Source organism: Paenibacillus sp. FSL L8-0502, assembly GCF_038593055.1.
GTDB classification, from domain to species: domain Bacteria; phylum Bacillota; class Bacilli; order Paenibacillales; family Paenibacillaceae; genus Paenibacillus; species Paenibacillus polymyxa_D.
Genome location: NZ_CP151958.1, coordinates 5,069,089 through 5,088,684 on the forward strand (window position 1 = coordinate 5,069,089; position 19,596 = coordinate 5,088,684).

Genomic DNA, 19,596 nt, shown 5'->3' on the forward strand with positions numbered 1-19,596 from the left:
TTGTCTCTAGTGTGGCCTTTATTTGCGATTAATCATACACTTCTCTTATGTTCATAAGAGTCAGCTCCTAACTATACGCAAATCATTTCAATCCTCGTTTGCTTCTTTACTATCGAAATTACTTCATACGGCCAATCCATCAGCATAATACTTTTACAGAATCACACTAGGTTTGATTGACTTTGACTTTCTTTGACTATATTCACATTATAGCACATTATTCATTTTTGCCAAGGGGTCAATACCATTTTTCGCAATCTAATTATGTTTTATACAATACCATAAAAAAACTCTTCCCATTACAGAAAGAGTTTTGAAAATAATGATAACCACACAAGTTATATTCTCTGAAAGATGAGCTTAAAAGATCTAAATAGGCCTTTATCAGAAAAAATCTAATAAAAACGTTTGATTTACTGGTATTACGCGTTTAAGGGCAGACACAGACTCACTACTCCCTTCAATCCGCTCCCACTTATACAGATCATCAGCCTGCTGATAGCCAAGCATCAGAGTCGTCAGTGACTGAATCCCAAGTTTCAAGTCAGCTACTATGACGTTTTCAGATGAATTGCTTATATCCACTCTCTCCAGATGTCCTTGCCCCTCCGTAGTAATCGTTAATCTCCATAATCCATCATTCCATGGAGCATACCGATCTGTCAGATTTAAGGTTAAACTTGTTTCCTCTTCAAGCTGTTCAAAAGGGAATCTTTCTACAAAAGCAGCTGCATCCACAATACGCCCCATAAAATAAGGCACAGTTTCCTGTTGAATTCGAGGATCATCAAGTAAAAATGGCAAATTGTCATCTGCTGGAACGTAAATAAATTTACCTTGGGTTATCATTGAGTCATGATTTGCAAAATAAGTCCATAAAGCCCGACGAGCCGTCTCATTTTCATATACCAACTCATCACAATTCAACTGTTTATCTTCAATTTTGTATAGTGCATATCCTTGCGGATCGCCTGTTTCTGAGTAATATACCGCAGTTCGATAGTTCTCACTTAAAATCCGCTCTTGCCACCATTCCTTATCTCGTACCAGCGTGCCATTATAACGAGATGCATACGCTTGATACACTTGGTCCAGTTCTGAAATATCCTTGATATCGCGTTTGACTATACCTTCTGTTTTAAGTTTTGCAGGGAATTTATCAATGGGAATGACGTATTTTTTGTACTCTGTATACGTTTCCCATCCAAATTTACGGTAGAAGGCAAAGGAGAATGGATGCAAAAAAGAAAGACTTTGTCCCGCAGACTTCATCTCTTCAAGTGCATGCGTCAATAAACGTGATACCATGCCTCCGCGACGCTTTTCTGGCCACGTCGCCACACCAGCAATGCCCCCCATATCAAAAACCTGACCATTTATGTATACCTGAAGCGGTAACAAAGTCAGTTTAGCATTTAAGTCATGTCCGTCGAATATTCCCCATGTTTGTTCTGGTTTGAATTTCTTCTTGGCCTTTTCCAGATCCTCTAGGGACATTGTAAACTGAAAAGCATATTGAGATAATTCAATAGCCGCTTCAAATTCCTCACGCTGTAATTGTCTGATCTCCATATCTTCATCACCTCGCTCGTATACTTGGACATCCATAAAAAAGATTACACACTTAGAGTGTGGCAAACCCCATTCTCTCTGTCAACCTTAGAAGCAGGTGGCCATCTAAAAATGCATAAAAAAGGATGATAATCTCATTGAGATTATCATCCTTTTCACTTTTGCTTGGCGACGTCCTACTCTCCCAGGACCCTGCGGTCCAAGTACCATCGGCGCTGGAGGGCTTAACGGTCGTGTTCGGGATGGGTACGTGTGGAACCCCTCCGCTATCGCCACCAAACATGAATTTGCTATGCAAATTCTATCGTACGGTTATTCGCTTCATCACTTATCGTGTGAATGAATAGCCATGCGCTTGTCGTATGTCTCTTGTACATACGTTCAAGGTTACACCCTGAAAACTGGATCCGAAACTCATTTGCGTTTTATCTTAGGATAAGCCCTCGACCGATTAGTATTGGTCAGCTCCATGCATTACTGCACTTCCACCCCCAACCTATCTACCTCGTCGTCTTCAAGGGGTCTTACTAATTGGGAAATCTCATCTTGAGGGGGGCTTCACGCTTAGATGCTTTCAGCGCTTATCCCTTCCGTACATAGCTACCCAGCGGTGCTCCTGGCGGAACAACTGGTACACCAGCGGTACGTCCATCCCGGTCCTCTCGTACTAAGGACAGCTCCTCTCAAATTTCCTACGCCCACGACAGATAGGGACCGAACTGTCTCACGACGTTCTGAACCCAGCTCGCGTACCGCTTTAATGGGCGAACAGCCCAACCCTTGGGACCTACTTCAGCCCCAGGATGCGATGAGCCGACATCGAGGTGCCAAACCTCCCCGTCGATGTGGACTCTTGGGGGAGATAAGCCTGTTATCCCCAGGGTAGCTTTTATCCGTTGAGCGATGGCCCTTCCATGCGGTACCACCGGATCACTAAGCCCGACTTTCGTCCCTGCTCGACTTGTAGGTCTCGCAGTCAAGCTCCCTTCTGCCTTTGCACTCTTCGAATGATTTCCAACCATTCTGAGGGAACCTTGGGGCGCCTCCGTTACTCTTTAGGAGGCGACCGCCCCAGTCAAACTGCCCACCTGACACTGTCCTCGCACCGGTTTACGGTACCAAGTTAGAACCTAGATACGATCAGGGTGGTATCCCAAGGATGCCTCCCTTCAAGCTGGCGCTCAAAGTTCGACGGCTCCCACCTATCCTGTACAGATCGTACCCAAATTCAATATCAAGCTGCAGTAAAGCTCCATGGGGTCTTTCCGTCTTGTCGCGGGTAACCTGCATCTTCACAGGTATTAAAATTTCACCGGATCTCTCGTTGAGACAGCGCCCAAGTCGTTACGCCATTCGTGCGGGTCAGAATTTACCTGACAAGGAATTTCGCTACCTTAGGACCGTTATAGTTACGGCCGCCGTTTACTGGGGCTTCGGTTCATAGCTTCGCCCCGAAGGGCTTACCACTCCCCTTAACCTTCCAGCACCGGGCAGGCGTCAGCCCGTATACTTCGCCTTGCGGCTTCGCACAGACCTGTGTTTTTGCTAAACAGTCGCTTGGGCCTTTTCACTGCGGCCCCCTCGGGCTATTCACCCTACCGAGGCACCCCTTCTCCCGAAGTTACGGGGTCATTTTGCCGAGTTCCTTAACGAGAGTTCTTCCGCGCGCCTTAGAATTCTCTTCTCGCCTACCTGTGTCGGTTTGCGGTACGGGCACCTTCTCCTGGCTAGAGGCTTTTCTTGGCAGTCTGAGATCATGACCTTCGCTACTATAATTTTCGCTCCCCATCACAGCCCAGCCTTAATGATATGCGGATTTGCCTACACATCAGCCTCACTGCTTAGACGGACATCCATCAGTCCACGTCACTACCCTACTGCGTCACCCCATCGCTCATAACGGATTACGGTGGTACAGGAATTTCGACCTGTTGTCCTTCGACTACGCCTATCGGCCTCGCCTTAGGTCCCGACTTACCCTGAGCGGACGAACCTTCCTCAGGAACCCTTAGGCTTTCGGCGGATCTGATTCTCACAGATCTTTTCGTTACTCATACCGGCATTCTCACTTGAATGCAGTCCAGCGCTCCTTACGGTACACCTTCAACCCGCATTCAACGCTCCCCTACCCCTGATGCAAAGCATCAAGCCATAGCTTCGGTGGTGTGTTTAGCCCCGTTACATTTTCGGCGCAGAGTCACTCGACCAGTGAGCTATTACGCACTCTTTCAATGGTGGCTGCTTCTAAGCCAACATCCTGGTTGTCTGTGCAACTCCACATCCTTTCCCACTTAACACACACTTGGGGACCTTAGCTGATGGTCTGGGCTGTTTCCCTTTCGACAATGGATCTTAGCACTCACTGTCTGACTCCCGGAACTAAATCTATGGCATTCGGAGTTTGACTGAGCTTGGTAACCCTTGCGGGCCCCGCACCCAATCAGTGCTCTACCTCCACGATTCTTCTTTCCGAGGCTAGCCCTAAAGCTATTTCGGGGAGAACCAGCTATCTCCGGGTTCGATTGGAATTTCTCCGCTACCCCCACCTCATCCCCGCATTTTTCAACATGCGTGGGTTCGGGCCTCCAGTGCGTGTTACCGCACCTTCACCCTGGACAGGGGTAGATCACCCGGTTTCGGGTCTACGTCCACGTACTCATTCGCCCTATTCAGACTCGCTTTCGCTGCGGCTTCAGCTCTTCACCTTAACCTTGCACGGGAACGTAACTCGCCGGTTCATTCTACAAAAGGCACGCCATCACCCATAAATAGGGCTCTGACTTCTTGTAAGCACACGGTTTCAGGATCTATTTCACTCCCCTTCCGGGGTGCTTTTCACCTTTCCCTCACGGTACTGCTTCACTATCGGTCGCCAGGGAGTATTTAGCCTTGGCAGATGGTCCTGCCGGATTCATACGGGGTTTCACGTGCCCCGCACTACTCGGGATCCGTCTCGGAGAGAACAAGTTTTGAACTACAGGGCTTTTACCTTCTCTGGCGGGCCTTTCCAGACCTCTTCATCTAACCGGTTCCTTTGTAACTCCATGTGAGACGTCCCACAACCCCAAGGAGCAAGCTCCTTGGTTTGGGCTAATCCGCGTTCGCTCGCCGCTACTGACGGAATCACTATTGTTTTCTCTTCCTCAGGGTACTTAGATGTTTCAGTTCCCCTGGTCTGCCTCTATTCTGCCTATGTATTCAGCAGAAAGTGACTGTCGATGAAGACAGCCGGGTTTCCCCATTCGGACATCCCCGGATCAAAGCTTGCTTACAGCTCCCCGAGGCCTTATCGTTGTTCGCCACGTCCTTCGTCGGCTCCTGGCGCCTAGGCATCCTCCGTGTGCTCTTTGTAGCTTAACCTAGACTTTTCTTTCAAATAAAGAAAATGTCGATGTTCGATAAAGAATGATTTTTTCCAAAGGCAAAAGATCTTTCCTTACCTGCTACCTTTATTTCACTTGTTTACACAAGATCAGCTTAAAGGAATATTCTAAAACGCAAATTCGTTTCGGTATCCAGTTTTCAAGGTGCAAGGCTGTTTGATTATCAATCAATCTCCAAGGAGTTAACGATTCTCTTACAGTTTATGATGAAATTGTAATTGGTGGAGCCAAGCGGGATCGAACCGCTGACCTCCTGCGTGCAAGGCAGGCGCTCTCCCAGCTGAGCTATGGCCCCTCACAAGTTCCATCAAAACTGAACAAATGGAATGATGAATTTTGAAGCTTACGCTTCATATTTGAATGTTTCCGTTGCAGGAAACGATTCTCCATAGAAAGGAGGTGATCCAGCCGCACCTTCCGATACGGCTACCTTGTTACGACTTCACCCCAATCATCTACCCCACCTTCGGCGGCTGGCTCCCTTGCGGGTTACCCCACCGACTTCGGGTGTTGTAAACTCTCGTGGTGTGACGGGCGGTGTGTACAAGACCCGGGAACGTATTCACCGCGGCATGCTGATCCGCGATTACTAGCAATTCCGACTTCATGTAGGCGAGTTGCAGCCTACAATCCGAACTGAGACCGGCTTTTCTAGGATTGGCTCCACCTCGCGGCTTCGCTTCCCGTTGTACCGGCCATTGTAGTACGTGTGTAGCCCAGGTCATAAGGGGCATGATGATTTGACGTCATCCCCACCTTCCTCCGGTTTGTCACCGGCAGTCTGCTTAGAGTGCCCAGCTTGACCTGCTGGCAACTAAGCATAAGGGTTGCGCTCGTTGCGGGACTTAACCCAACATCTCACGACACGAGCTGACGACAACCATGCACCACCTGTCTCCTCTGTCCCGAAGGAAAGCCATATCTCTACAGCGGTCAGAGGGATGTCAAGACCTGGTAAGGTTCTTCGCGTTGCTTCGAATTAAACCACATACTCCACTGCTTGTGCGGGTCCCCGTCAATTCCTTTGAGTTTCAGTCTTGCGACCGTACTCCCCAGGCGGAATGCTTAATGTGTTAACTTCGGCACCAAGGGTATCGAAACCCCTAACACCTAGCATTCATCGTTTACGGCGTGGACTACCAGGGTATCTAATCCTGTTTGCTCCCCACGCTTTCGCGCCTCAGCGTCAGTTACAGCCCAGAGAGTCGCCTTCGCCACTGGTGTTCCTCCACATCTCTACGCATTTCACCGCTACACGTGGAATTCCACTCTCCTCTTCTGCACTCAAGCTCCCCAGTTTCCAGTGCGACCCGAAGTTGAGCCTCGGGATTAAACACCAGACTTAAAGAGCCGCCTGCGCGCGCTTTACGCCCAATAATTCCGGACAACGCTTGCCCCCTACGTATTACCGCGGCTGCTGGCACGTAGTTAGCCGGGGCTTTCTTCTCAGGTACCGTCACTCTTGTAGCAGTTACTCTACAAGACGTTCTTCCCTGGCAACAGAGCTTTACGATCCGAAAACCTTCATCACTCACGCGGCGTTGCTCCGTCAGGCTTTCGCCCATTGCGGAAGATTCCCTACTGCTGCCTCCCGTAGGAGTCTGGGCCGTGTCTCAGTCCCAGTGTGGCCGATCACCCTCTCAGGTCGGCTACGCATCGTCGCCTTGGTAGGCCTTTACCCCACCAACTAGCTAATGCGCCGCAGGCCCATCCACAAGTGACAGATTGCTCCGTCTTTCCTCCTTCGCCCATGCAGGAAAAGGATGTATCGGGTATTAGCTACCGTTTCCGGTAGTTATCCCTGTCTTGTGGGCAGGTTGCCTACGTGTTACTCACCCGTCCGCCGCTAGGTTATTTAGAAGCAAGCTTCTAAATAACCCCGCTCGACTTGCATGTATTAGGCACGCCGCCAGCGTTCGTCCTGAGCCAGGATCAAACTCTCCATTAAAGACCAACCGAAGTTGGTTTATAGAAAGAGCGATAAGCTCATTTTTTAATGCTAGCGATCCTTCTTTATAAAAGAAGAAATCTTTGTTTCATCATCCATTTGTTCAGTTTTCAAAGAACTTGTCTGTTCTCGTTCGTTCAACGAGCCAGGAATTAGATCATATCATGTTAGTTACTTTCTTGTCAAATCTTTTTTTCGATTATCTTTTCAGCAACCTCGCTTCAAGAAATGATACTCTCAAAGCAACGTCTAATAATATATCATGCCTAAAGTTATTTAGCAAGCATTTATTTATATCTATTTTATTTCCTACTATACAACAGATAATAAGGCAGCCACCCCGCCCCAGAGCGGAATGACTGCACTCATTGCAAAACTATTATTCTTGTTCCAGCAGTCTGATAAATTCATCCTCATCTTCTATGGTGTCAATTCCGAGCTGTTGGGCCTTAGCCAGCTTACTCCCAGCCTTTTCACCAGCTATGACTAGATCCGTCTTTTTCGATACAGACCCCGCAACTTTGGCTCCCAGTGCCTCCAGCTTGGATGCAGCTTCGTCACGCGTAAGCTGATGCAAGGTACCTGTAAGCACGACCGTTTTGCCGCTGAAAAAGCTGTCTGTCTTCTTCTCCTGCGGAGCTTCAGGGGCCTGAGCTTTCACCCCTAGAGACAGCATCTTTTCAATTCCCGCCTGAGTAAATGGATCTGCAAAGAAAGCAACAATGCTTTCGGCTACAATCCCGCCCACATCCGGTAGTTCTATCAGTTCTTCCACCGTAGCGGACATCGTCTTGTGCAAATCACGGTAGTGTTCAGCCAACATGCGTGTTGTTGCTTTACCGGTATTCGGTATACCCAGAGCATAAAGGAAAGAAGCCAAATCTCTCTCTTTACTCTTTTCAAGTGCCGCCAAGAGGTTACTGGCCTTTTTCTCACCAAACCGCTCCAGCTTCACAAGATCATCATATTGGAGTGTATACAAATCCGCAGGCTCGCGCACTTCCAGTTCGTCATGCAGCTGTATGGCCGTTTTGTCACTGAATGTCTCAATATCCATAGCATCACGTGAAGCAAAATGGGAAATACGAGCTACAATTTGTGGTTTACACCCCAGCTTATTGTCGCAAAACAAATGGGCACCTCGCTGCTGTAACGGAAACCCGCAGGCTGGACAATGATCTGGTACGACAATTTCCTCCCCGTCGTTCTCAGACGTTACCTTTCCTAATATCTCCGGAATGACATCGTTTGAGCGACGGATAAACACACGTGCACCCAAAGCAAACTTCAGGTTTTTGCGCTCGATGTCACCAGCATTGTTCAGTGTACAATTTTGTACAGTGACTCCCGCCAGCTCTACCGGCTCTACCCTTGCGAGTGGGGTGATTTTACCGGTTCGTCCTACATTCCACTCAACCGAGTTAAGCACCGTTGTCGTTTCCTCGGCTTCGAACTTATAGGCCACCGCCCAGCGCGGGAATTTATCGGTATACCCGAGAGCCTCACGTGTGCGCATATCTGTAATTTTCAATACTGCCCCATCAATGAGGTAATCCAATCCGGCACGAGATTTTTCAATCTCAATCAGTTGCTCCATTACATCTTCAAAATTATCAAAGTAAGTCAGGTAAGGGTTTACCTTAAAATGATTTTCACGCAGGAAAGTCATCATTTCCTGGTGGCTGTTAAACTGGATACGGTCTGCATATCCCACATTGTAGAAAAATGCATTCAAGCGCCGCTCTGCTGTCACTTTGGGATTCAAGTTGCGCAAAGCACCAGCTGCGGCGTTGCGTGCATTTTTAAGAGGGTCCACGGCAGTCTCATTATATTTGGACAATACAGAGAGATTCATGATCCCTTCTCCCTGTACTTCAATGGTTCCATTTCGAAAAGGAATTGTAAGTGGCACAGATTTAATGGTCTTCACCTGTGCCAGTATTCCCTCACCCACTACGCCATTACCGCGGGTAGAAGCCTGTACAAGCTGTCCATCTGTATACGTCAGGTTCAGCGTCAGTCCATCGAATTTAAGTTCTATCGCATAGCCTGGAGATGGCAAAGGTTTCTCCGGGTTCTTGGTATTGTAATCATTAACCAGTTTCACAACACGCGCGTTCCATGCACGCAGCTGTTCCATATTCTGAGCTTTATCAAGGCTCCATAATGGGGCAAGGTGGCGATGCGGTGTGAAACCTTTGAGTAACTCCCCACCCACACGCTGTGTCGGCGAATCCGGCAGCACAAGACCGCTCGTCTGTTCGAGCGCTACCAGCTCGTCATAAAGCACATCATATTCTTTGTCGCTGATCTTGGGTTCATCCAGTGTGTAGTAATGATAGTTATATGTGTTCAGTTCAGCAACAAGCTGCTCCATTCTGTGCATTGGGTTCATGCAGGCGTATCCCTCCGGGAACTTCATCAGGGCAGAGGCCTAAGCCAAACTGCCACTCATGAGGTTCGAGATTTAATGATGTTTGAGATTTATTCTACTTTTGTAATAGGTGCAAAGCCAGCCAGCAGTCGTTTAACCCCTACCGGAGCCGGGAAAGCAATTTGAAGTTCCATATCATTGCCAGTCCCTTTTACAGCTACAATGGTTCCAATTCCCCATTTGCCATGCTGCACCTTGTCTCCAGCAGCAAAAATGGAGGGGCCTCCTGCCGAAGCAGCCGGAGTCGGTTTCGCGGATGAAGATGTCGTTACGGTTACGCGGGGTGACGCGGAAGCGGACGAACCACTGCGGCTCATCGTATCAAACGAGCGTTCTCCACCAAAGTTGCTGCCACTACCTTTATTCAGTCCGCGCCCACCATAAGATCCGCCTACATTGCCTGAACGGCGGTAGCGGTCACGTTTGATGATCGTATCCTCTTTTAACTCGTCTGGAATCTCTTCGAGAAAGCGGGAAGGCGGGTTAGCCGTGGTGCGTCCAAACAAAGTGCGCATCTGTGCACATGTAAGGAACAGTTGCTCCTCTGCACGGGTTATGCCGACATACGCCAATCTGCGCTCTTCTTCCAGTTCTTCGTTATCCAGAAAGGCACGACTATGAGGGAACACTCCCTCCTCCATACCGACAATAAATACAATGGGAAACTCCAGACCTTTGGCGCTATGCATGGTCATCAATACAACCGCATCGCTTTGCTCTTCTTCGTCGTCATTCATGGAATCAATATCAGCAATCAGCGCAAGGTCGGTCAGGAAGGAGACGAGTGACTTGTCTTCCGCACCTTTTTCAAATTCCATGGTTACCGACAGGAACTCATCAATATTCTCCAAACGCGAGCGTGACTCGAGTGTATTCTCGTTTTGCAGTTCCAATCGATATTGGGTGGTTTCCAGCATTTTTTCTGTTAACTCGGTAACCGACAGGTAGTCTACCATACGACTTAAACCTTCGATCATATCGTAAAACTCTACCAACGCATTACGCGTACGTCCTGCAAAGCCCAAATCATCTACCACTTGAAGGACACGGAAAATCGAAACTCCACGTTCCGCTGCAGCTGCCTGCAATTTGCCGACAGTTGTGTCTCCGATGCTTCGTTTTGGCACATTAATGATTCGGATCAAACTGATGTCGTCGTCAGGATTGGAGAGCAGGCGAAGATACGCCAGCAAATCCTTAATTTCCTTCCGATCATAGAACTTGATACCGCCCACGATCTGATAAGGAATATCTGATTTAATCAGAATTTCCTCGACAACCCGAGACTGAGCATTCGTACGGTACAAAATGGCATGATGGCTATAGGTTTTGCCCGCTTTAATATTCTTATGAATTTCTGAGGCGATAAAGTAGCCCTCATCATGTTCAGAATCAGCACGGTAAACCTTAATCTTGGCGCCGCCTTCTTTGTCAGTCCATAGTTTTTTCGGCTTGCGGCCTGTATTTTGACCAATGACTTCATTGGCAGCATTGAGAATATTCGAGGTGGACCGGTAGTTCTGCTCCAGCAAAATGGTACGCGCTTCCGGGTAGTCCTCTTCAAAATTCAAAATGTTGCTAATATCGGCACCTCGCCACCGATAGATGGATTGGTCACTGTCACCTACTACGCAAATCCGGTGATGCTTGTCGGCCAGCATTTTGCACAGCATGTACTGCGCACGGTTTGTATCCTGATATTCATCAACATGAATGTATTGAAATTTCTTCTGGTAGAAGTCCAGTACCTCAGGTACTTCTTTAAACAGCTGAATCGTTGCCATGATCAAATCATCAAAATCAAGAGAGTTGTTGTTTTTGAGCCGCTGTTGGTACTTGGTATATACCTTCGCCACAATCCCTTCAAAATAGTCGCCAATCTTGCGCTCATACATTTCGGGAGTGACCAGTTCATTTTTTGCCGTACTCATCATAGACTGAACCGCTTTGGGTTCAAATTTTTTGGTGTCTATATTCAGATCCTTCATGCAGCTCCGAATGACAGACAATTGATCCGTAGAATCCAAAATGCTGAAATTCGAGGTAAATCCAATCCGCTCGATATCCCGACGTAAAATACGCACACACATCGAGTGGAAGGTGGATACCCACACATCTCTTCCCTGTGGGCCAATCAGCTTGGATACGCGATCCTGCATCTCACGCGCGGCCTTGTTCGTAAAGGTAATCGCCAAAATGCCCCATGGAGCCGTCTTGCGGGTTGCGATGAGGTAGGCTATTCGGTGCGTGAGCACCCGTGTTTTACCACTGCCTGCGCCAGCCATAATCAGCAGCGGACCATCTACCGCCTCCACAGCCTGACGCTGAGGCGGATTAAGGCGAGCTACCGCCTCGTGTATATCTATTGATTGCATGCGTGCATGCTCCTTTCCCTGAGCTTCCATAAAATCACGTTCTATACTTCCAATTTCACAGCTACCGTCTCCAGCGCTTTCGCCAAGTCACGATAAATGATGTTTCCTACTACAATGGTGTCACAAACGGCAGCCGCTTGTAACGCGGTAGATTTATCCACGATTCCTCCCCCGTATAGGACACGAGAGCGCTCTGTACTGCGATGTATTTTTTGCACCAGCTCCATATCCCCAAAAGCACCGCTATATTCCACATATACAATCGGCAGATGCATGAGCTTGTCAGCAATCTGTGCATATGAGGTGGCAGACGAAATATCCAGCGAAGTATCTGCTCCGGTAAGCTTAGCGACTGTAGAATCACCGTTCAAAACAATATATCCTTCCGTCACAAGCAAATCCCAAGGGATCATATAACCAAACTGTTCAATCGCACGTTGGTGCTGTCCTAGAATCCAATTACTGTCAGCGGTATTCAGTACCATAGGAATCATATATAGATCAAACCCTGGTACTACAGCTTCCAGATCGGACACCTCAAGCACACACGGCACCTCATAACGTCGAACCCTCGACAGCAAATCCACCGTATTTTCGTAGGTAATACCTGATGAACCTCCTACCATAATCGCATCCGTACCAGACATACACACGGCGTCAAGTGCCTCATCATCCAGTTCCTTTTCAGGATCAAGCTTAAACACATGCCTCCATGATTGAATTGAATCTGCCAACACACATTCCTCCAGCATCCATTGCTTTTGTCATGATCCAGTCGAACCGAATTCCAATATCCAAAAGCGTTCTATGCTAAGTCTATGACAGTGCTTAAAAGGTGTCAATGTTCGTATCAAATGGGAACACCCCGTTCAGACAGCTTAGGGGCGTAGCGCATACAACCAACTGCGTTTACTAAGTTCTTTTTCCGTTAAAATATCTGTATAGAAACCTTGCACACCCATCTGTTCATACTCAGCCGCATCCTTCAACTCATTAATGGTATTTACGTAGCATACCGCTCCGGCCTGACGCAAACTTTCCACTAGAGCACCACTCACCCGATTCTCTGGTAAAGTTACTGCCGTTATATCATTTTGTTGTACAAATCGAATAATCTGGTCATCTTTATCCTCTGTGGCGTAGAGCGTATAAATAACGGATGGATAGGGATAAATACTCCGCAACATTTGCAGCATTTCTTCATTATAAATTTGGGGAACAATACGAGACAAAAGCTCGGGGTTTTTCTCCTGCGCCTGACGGGTCAGTTGTGCAAACAACTGTTTGATCTGGGCAGGGTCCTGTTCTTTCGTATCGGTCACAATATAAGCATCCGGGTATGTTTCCAATAAATCCAATACATCCTTCCAATCTACTGGAGTATAAGAACCGTGTATGGGGGTGTTCTTAAATTGATGGTAGCTCCACGGTTTTCCGCCCTGTTCTGTAGCAACTGCTTGTTCCTGTTGCATTTGCTCTGTAAAAGATTCTGTCCATTCATGGCGCGCCACCAATTGTCCATCCGAAGTAAACATCAGGTCGACCTCGAATACGCGGCTGCCTTTTTTATAATTTTCCACAAACGCTTCACGCGCATTAGTATAGGCCAAACCATTAACGGCTCCCATGGCATGCGAAATTACGCGGTGCGTGGTAAAGTCAGTCTGTTCTTCTGTAGATTGCCCTTTGTAAGCCAGTAAAAATGTGCCGGTTAACATTAAAAGAATGACCGCAGCAATCAGTCGTTTCATAGGGTGTCACATCCTTTTCGTACAGGTCAATACCCCACATACGCATGCTCAAAACAACTGCCAGACGCAGAAGCACCCTCCGGCTAAACCGAAGGGTGCTTCTGTATTAATACGCGTTCTTGAAACCGTTGCGAATCGTGCGGAAAATAATTTTAATATCAAATAAGAGCGACCAGTTCTCAATATAGAAGATGTCATGCTTAATCCGTTCCTCAATAGATGTATCTCCGCGCAACCCGTTGCTCTGTGCCCAGCCTGTGATTCCGGGACGAACATGATGCTTCACCATGTATTTTGGAATTTCCTCACGGAACTGATCCACATAATAGGGCCGCTCTGGGCGTGGACCAACGACACTCATATCACCCAGCAGAACGTTGAAAAACTGCGGCAGCTCGTCGAGACTCGTTTTACGAATAAAAGTACCAAAACGTGTGCGTCTTGGGTCATTAGCAGTCGTCCAGCCCGTATCTTCAGTTCCAGGTGGTAACACCTTCATCGAACGAAATTTGTACATTCGGAAGGTGCGACGATTCAAGCCTACCCGCTCCTGCTTAAAAATGATGGGCCCTCTGGATGTAATCATCACACCAATCGCTACTGCTAGCATGATCGGAAAGGTCAGGAGAATCGCGAATAAAGAGAATAAAATATCGAATAGGCGCTTAAACAATCGATTCCCCGCTACATCCAGTGGAATATCCCGCACATTGATCATCGGCATACCTGCAAAGTTATCAAAGTACGGGCGAGCCGGCAAATAATCGAAAAAGTCGGGGATTATAAGCGTGCGCACTCCAGCCTTTTCACACATGTTGATAATCTTGGGGTACTTATCATGAGCATCCAGCGGCAGCGCCAGAATGACCTCGTCAATCATCAGACGCGACAGCGTAGCCTCCAATTGATCTAAGCCTCCAAGAATCGGGCGGAAATGCGCCTCTTCCTCTTCACTCCAATGCCGCTTATCATCCAGAAAACCCACTACCTCGTATCCCAGATCAGGATATTGTCCAAGGTTATGATAAAATCGCTGCCCTAGAGTACCCGCCCCGAGAATAAGCATGAATTGTTTGTTGTACCCTTTTTGACGGAGAGCTTTAAGAACTTGCTTCAAGAAAAATCGATAAAACAAAATAAGCAGCACGTTTCCAACCATATAGATTGCCAGATAGGACCGCGAGATGTCGATTTGTTTCACGAAGAACATCACACTCAACAGCACGAACAGTCCAACGATATGAATCTGGGTGACGCGAAATACATCATCTGCAAATCGTTTTTTGCGTTTGGGCGAATAGAGCGAAAACAACATCCCCAGCACTACGGCAATCAGGCCGTAGATTAAGCTCCAGCCTCCATATACTTGAATAGGAAGCGGTTCTGTATAGGTGATCCATTCACTTTCAAATTTGAAAAACCAAGCGATCAGAAAGGACAACTGAATGACCGCGAAATCCGCCACAATATATAATTGGGTTAAAAAACGCTGATTTCTGCGTATCATGCTTTCACCTCAGTATGAGATTGTTCCCCGCCGTCCGGCTTGACCGGTGCGGACAACTTATTTTTTAGGAAAGCCATTCCAAATTTCACGGCAATCCCCGCATATACAGCCATATTGGTGATCCAACTGTATTGCTGTTTATAATGCTTACGATGAAATACCCACATAGCTCTATGAAACTCATAAATAATTTTCAAAGGACGACGGCGAGCGCTGCCCCCTTTGATATGAATAATATATGTGCGCGGGTAGTAGTAAATGCCCCACCCGGCTTGCTTAATCCGGTAACACCAGTCAATGTCCTCACCATACATAAAAAAGGTTTCATCCAAGCCACCGACCTGGTCAATCGTTTCTCGGCGCACCAGCATAAAAGCACCTACCAGTACATCTACTGGATACTCATCATCCGGGCTTAGATGCCCAAGCTGATATTGATTGTACTTCGGGTTATCCGGGTAACGCTTCGACCAGCCAAAAGCATAGTAAAAAGAAGCTGATGGCGTTGGAAAACCACGCTTACAAGCCTTGTCTAATGATCCATCCGGCAGGATGACCTTACAGCCCGATGCCCCCATCTCCGGATGCGTATCCATAAACTGGATCATTGTATCCAGCGTGTCCGGTTGCACCAACGTATCGGAGTTCAATAACAATACATAACGCCCGCTGGCTACTTCCATCCCCTGGTTGTTCGCCTTGGCAAAACCTGTATTATCCTTATTGGCTATCAACATAATCTCCGGGTATGCAGCACGAATAGCCTCAACAGATCCGTCACTGGAGTGATTATCAATAACAATCACTTCATATCGGTATTGCGTCTCGGACGCATACACCGACTGCAAACAATCCAGCGTCAATTGACACGTATTATAGTTGACGACCAGTATGCTTACATCCATATTTAAAACGCTCCTGACAAATTCAGTAATCTATTCTACTATCGCCTATTATAGCATACCGCGCAGACCACGGGGCGCAAAAAAGCACATAACTTGTAACCTTACATAGTTTAGAAGGATTATGCAAAATTCGATTCCTGTCACTCCAAAGCGCAAATATAGACAAACGAAATCATTTCGATCTATATATTGTTCATTGGAAGTCGTTTATTAGATTTTTGTAAAATCCTCGGTTGAGGTCTAAAATTCATCGTGGTAAGATATACATGGAAAAAGGGCTGGTGCCAGCCAGCCCCTGCGCAACCAACGCTCCAAGAGCGGACGGTTTTGGAACAATCAGGCCGAAAATAGACCCTTCCTTGCGGGGGCGGTCTATTTTCGTTTGTTAAACTCTAACAGTGTGACGATTAACGCCCCGAACGTCAGCATTAAACTGAGCGCCTCAAACACTGTCACAGGCTTCACCCCCCTCCTCGGGAGAGTTAGCCGACCGCTCTTGGCAGCTCTATCGGTTGCACGTTTCAATTATACTATATTTTTCCATAAAGGAACACGCATTCGATGGTATTTTGATAAATTCAATGTATTATTGAGCTTTTGATTTATTTTGATGATGATGAAGGGTAATCTTCTTTCTAAGTTGCCTTCTTTTCCCCCTAAGCTCGGGCAGTTCTTTAAAAAAAGTCTTCCAAGCTACAAGTACTTTTGGCTCTCTGAAAAGAAAATACAGATTACTTGCTATCTCATATGAAAGGAGAAAAATAATATTTTTCATCCATTCAGAGAAAGTATCATTTTTATACATCATTTTATAACGATTAATATATGAAAGTCTTCTCACAAACAACGATTGGGATGTACGACTCGTTTCCTTCCAACCACGTTCATGGTAGGCTATTGCTCTAGCATCATAGTAAGCTTCCCAGCCGAGCAAGGCTGCTCGCCAAGCCACATCTACATCTTCTTTGTATGCAAAAAAGCTTTCATCAAAAAACTCACCATTTAGACCAATGTCATTAATCATTCGCCGTGAATACAAAGCTGCTGCGCCTGAAACACCAAATACCTTTCCTGACTCTGACCACTGAACTGAAGGCTCTCCTGCTCCTCGATCAAAAGCTCTTCTGGCTGAATTCATAACAATACCCGTGCTATCTATCATCTCCCGGTTCGCTTTACGCAGCAATTGACCTGTAGCGCTGCCTATACGCTGATTATGCTCCATCACTGCAACCAGGCGCTCAATGTAATCAGGTTCTATAGTAACGTCTGGGTTAAGTACTAGCACATAGTCCGTATCGTCCAACGCTATTGCTTGATTATGGCCAGGGGCAAAACCAACATTTTGGACATTAGAGACAAACTTGAATTTTGAACCAAACAAATGCGCTATTTCTTTAACTTGTTCCTCTGTCTGATCCTTGGATTGATTATCTATGATAACCACTGCTTGTAGGGGGTAGCTTTGCTTGCTGACAGCCTTTAAGCACTCTTGGATATCTTTTTCACTGTTATACGTTACAATATGAACACTTACGGATTTAATCATAGATTCATGTTCCTCGTTTATGAGATTTTGGCGTATTTACTCCAGATGTTCTTATTCCTATCATAGAGCAAACCAGCATAATTTCAAAGAGCTGCTACAGTCTATAGATTGTTATATACCACAATAGATGCAGTGATATGGAAAATGTTTCAATAAAACAAAAAAAGCCGAGTATGAACTCGACTTTTTCAGATGATTATTGAGACCAAATATATTTGAAGTTAGGCCTATTTCTAAGCTTATAGGTGCACAGTAAAATCTCCCTTATGATTGACTGCAATAATTCTGTATAAAATCACGCAATCCCTCACGCCAGTCGCGCAAATCATTCAATCCATTGGTTCGAATCGCTACATGCTCCATAACAGAATTACGTGGCCGCGCTGCTGGTCTGGGGAATTGCTCTGTGCTGCATGGCTCCAATTTCGCTGTGATCTTGGCATCTAATATTTCCGCCGCATCCTGTAAAATAGCTTGCGTAAATTCATACCAGGTACAGGAGCCGCTATTGGATGCATGGTATACGCCGTACTTCTCCGTTTGAATCAATTCCGCCAAAAAGCGTGCCAGATCCACCGTATAGGTAGGTGAACCCTTCTGATCATTCACTACCTGGAGGAGCGGCTTCTCCTGTCCAAGCTTCAGCATCGTTTTGACAAAATTGTTTCCGTGCATTCCATATACCCAAGATGTACGAACAATAAAATACCTAGAGGAAAGTGTTTGGGTCAATACCTCTCCCGCCCGTTTGGACTTTCCGTAGATACTCTGCGGATTGGTATTATCGTACTCATGATATGGCTGCTTTGCCGTTCCATCGAACACATAATCTGTGCTGATATAAACCAGCTTGGCTCCTACCTTTTCCGCAGCCAGTACCATATTACGTGTGCCTACCGCGTTGACTTGATAAGCCCCGTCTACATCGGTCTCCGCTGCATCCACAGCCGTATACGCTGCACAGTGGATTACGGCATCAGGTTGGGACTGTTCAACGATCTTCACAGCCTGCTCCAAATCCGTGATATCCAGCTGTTCCCGATCGTATCCAAGAACATCATGTCCTTGACCCTGAAAAACGTTTACTACATCTTTACCAAGTTGACCGGATGCTCCAGTAACCAGCACCTTCATTTTACGCATCCCCCAAGCGGGAACCGTACTGTTTAGCATAGTATTGTTGGTATTCGCCGGATTGAATGCGAATCCACCATTCTTCGTTGTCCAAGTACCAGCGAATCGTTTCTTTAATGCCTGTTTCAAAAGAGTGCTTTGGCTTCCAGCCCAGCTCATTCATGGTCTTCGTTGGATCAATGCCATAACGGCGGTCATGTCCTGGACGATCCTGCACATACGAAATCAGAGATTCTGGCTTGCCCAGCTCCTCTAATACTGTTTTGACGATATGCACATTTGTCCGCTCGTTATTTCCCCCGATATTGTATACTTCACCCAGTTTACCCTGATGAATGACTAGATCAATTGCGCTGCAATGATCCTCTACATACAACCAGTCGCGAATGTTCAAGCCATCCCCGTATACAGGTAGCTGTTGGTCGCTCAATGCACGTGAGATCATTAGCGGGATCAATTTCTCAGGAAACTGATATGGGCCGTAGTTGTTAGAACAACGCGTGATATTCACTGGTAAACAGAAGGTTTCATGATATGCACGAACTAGCAGATCGCCACCTGCCTTGGATGCAGAATAAGGACTATTAGGCTGCAACGGAGTTTCCTCCGTAAACAAGCCTGTTTCTCCCAAAGATCCATACACCTCATCTGTTGATACCTGTACAAACTTGGCCACGTTATATTTCTTGGCCGCGTCCAGTAGCACTTGCGTACCCAATACGTTTGTTTTCACAAACACTTCCGGTTCCAGAATACTCCGATCCACATGTGACTCCGCTGCAAAATTAACCACCACATCAATTCCCTGCTGCATCAGCTGGTCAATCGCTTGAGTATCAGTGATATCTGCCTTGATGAAGCTATGTTTGGGGTTACTTTCAATGGATTTCAAATTTTCCAGGTTACCTGCATAGGTAAGAGCATCTATATTTACAATTTCATAATCTGGATGCTGTTTAAGCATATACAATACAAAGTTACTGCCTATAAATCCGGCCCCACCGGTAACAAGAAGTTTCATACAGACCTCCTAAGCTG

10 protein-coding genes, 1 tRNA gene and 3 rRNA genes are annotated in these 19,596 nt (G+C 46.7%); all 14 read right to left on the bottom strand.

Translation table 11 applies throughout. The annotated features are described in order from the left end of the window. Positions 1–384: 384 nt before the first annotated feature. Positions 385–1,572, bottom strand: a complete 1,188-nt coding sequence (locus tag NSQ57_RS22240) for a GNAT family N-acetyltransferase (protein WP_342425307.1) — start codon at positions 1,570–1,572, stop codon at positions 385–387. 163 nt (positions 1,573–1,735) lie between these two features. Continuing rightward, positions 1,736–1,852 (bottom strand): 5S ribosomal RNA (gene rrf / locus NSQ57_RS22245). A gap of 151 nt (positions 1,853–2,003) precedes the next feature. Next, positions 2,004–4,932 (bottom strand): 23S ribosomal RNA (locus NSQ57_RS22250). A gap of 242 nt (positions 4,933–5,174) precedes the next feature. Continuing rightward, positions 5,175–5,250, bottom strand: a tRNA-Ala gene (locus NSQ57_RS22255). Positions 5,251–5,347: 97 nt separating this feature from the next. After that, positions 5,348–6,903, bottom strand: a 16S ribosomal RNA gene (locus NSQ57_RS22260). The 16S, 23S and 5S rRNA genes sit together here with 1 tRNA gene alongside, the layout of an rRNA operon. A gap of 379 nt (positions 6,904–7,282) precedes the next feature. Beyond that, a complete protein-coding gene (ligA, locus tag NSQ57_RS22265; RefSeq protein WP_039271371.1) occupies positions 7,283–9,298 on the bottom strand; it encodes an NAD-dependent DNA ligase LigA in 2,016 nt (671 codons plus the stop codon). Positions 9,299–9,387: 89 nt separating this feature from the next. Then, positions 9,388–11,712 carry a DNA helicase PcrA gene (pcrA, locus tag NSQ57_RS22270; protein ID WP_029514509.1) on the bottom strand — a complete coding sequence of 775 codons (2,325 nt, stop codon included), beginning with the start codon at positions 11,710–11,712 and terminating at the stop codon, positions 9,388–9,390. 41 nt (positions 11,713–11,753) lie between these two features. Further along, a complete protein-coding gene (locus NSQ57_RS22275) occupies positions 11,754–12,464 on the bottom strand; it encodes a heptaprenylglyceryl phosphate synthase (RefSeq protein WP_341040127.1) in 711 nt (236 codons plus the stop codon). Positions 12,465–12,590: 126 nt separating this feature from the next. Next, positions 12,591–13,463 (bottom strand): phosphatidylinositol-specific phospholipase C/glycerophosphodiester phosphodiesterase family protein, encoded by an 873-nt coding sequence (locus tag NSQ57_RS22280; RefSeq protein WP_165146362.1) that lies wholly within the window; start codon positions 13,461–13,463, stop codon positions 12,591–12,593. A 106-nt stretch (positions 13,464–13,569) separates the two neighbouring features. Continuing rightward, complete coding sequence (locus NSQ57_RS22285; protein WP_029514512.1) at positions 13,570–14,970, bottom strand: undecaprenyl-phosphate glucose phosphotransferase; 1,401 nt, start codon at positions 14,968–14,970, stop codon at positions 13,570–13,572. After that, on the bottom strand, positions 14,967–15,875 hold the full coding sequence (locus NSQ57_RS22290) for a glycosyltransferase family 2 protein (protein WP_165146359.1): 909 nt from the start codon (positions 15,873–15,875) through the stop codon (positions 14,967–14,969). The genes NSQ57_RS22285 and NSQ57_RS22290 overlap by 4 nt, the downstream gene beginning before the upstream one ends. A gap of 586 nt (positions 15,876–16,461) precedes the next feature. Further along, positions 16,462–17,424, bottom strand: a complete 963-nt coding sequence (locus NSQ57_RS22295; protein WP_340933305.1) for a glycosyltransferase family 2 protein — start codon at positions 17,422–17,424, stop codon at positions 16,462–16,464. Between the two features lie 264 nt (positions 17,425–17,688). After that, positions 17,689–18,558 (bottom strand): dTDP-4-dehydrorhamnose reductase, encoded by an 870-nt coding sequence (rfbD, locus tag NSQ57_RS22300; protein WP_340933307.1) that lies wholly within the window; start codon positions 18,556–18,558, stop codon positions 17,689–17,691. Between the two features lies 1 nt (position 18,559). Next, complete coding sequence (rfbB, locus tag NSQ57_RS22305; RefSeq protein ID WP_340933309.1) at positions 18,560–19,579, bottom strand: dTDP-glucose 4,6-dehydratase; 1,020 nt, start codon at positions 19,577–19,579, stop codon at positions 18,560–18,562. Positions 19,580–19,596: the final 17 nt, after the last annotated feature.

What these genes read in the sequence shown, in the direction of transcription:
- NSQ57_RS22240 (WP_342425307.1), bottom strand. Translation starts at nt 1,572, where the DNA reads ATGGAGATCAGACAATTACAGCGTGAGGAATTTGAAGCGGCTATTGAA.
- NSQ57_RS22285 (WP_029514512.1), bottom strand. Translation starts at nt 14,970, where the DNA reads ATGATACGCAGAAATCAGCGTTTTTTAACCCAATTATATATTGTGGCG.
- pcrA (WP_029514509.1), bottom strand. Translation starts at nt 11,712, where the DNA reads ATGCAATCAATAGATATACACGAGGCGGTAGCTCGCCTTAATCCGCCT.
- NSQ57_RS22295 (WP_340933305.1), bottom strand. Translation starts at nt 17,424, where the DNA reads ATGATTAAATCCGTAAGTGTTCATATTGTAACGTATAACAGTGAAAAA.
- NSQ57_RS22280 (WP_165146362.1), bottom strand. Translation starts at nt 13,463, where the DNA reads ATGAAACGACTGATTGCTGCGGTCATTCTTTTAATGTTAACCGGCACA.
- rfbD (WP_340933307.1), bottom strand. Translation starts at nt 18,558, where the DNA reads ATGAAGGTGCTGGTTACTGGAGCATCCGGTCAACTTGGTAAAGATGTA.
- NSQ57_RS22290 (WP_165146359.1), bottom strand. Translation starts at nt 15,875, where the DNA reads ATGGATGTAAGCATACTGGTCGTCAACTATAATACGTGTCAATTGACG.
- rfbB (WP_340933309.1), bottom strand. Translation starts at nt 19,579, where the DNA reads ATGAAACTTCTTGTTACCGGTGGGGCCGGATTTATAGGCAGTAACTTT.
- NSQ57_RS22275 (WP_341040127.1), bottom strand. Translation starts at nt 12,464, where the DNA reads ATGCTGGAGGAATGTGTGTTGGCAGATTCAATTCAATCATGGAGGCAT.
- ligA (WP_039271371.1), bottom strand. Translation starts at nt 9,298, where the DNA reads ATGAACCCAATGCACAGAATGGAGCAGCTTGTTGCTGAACTGAACACA.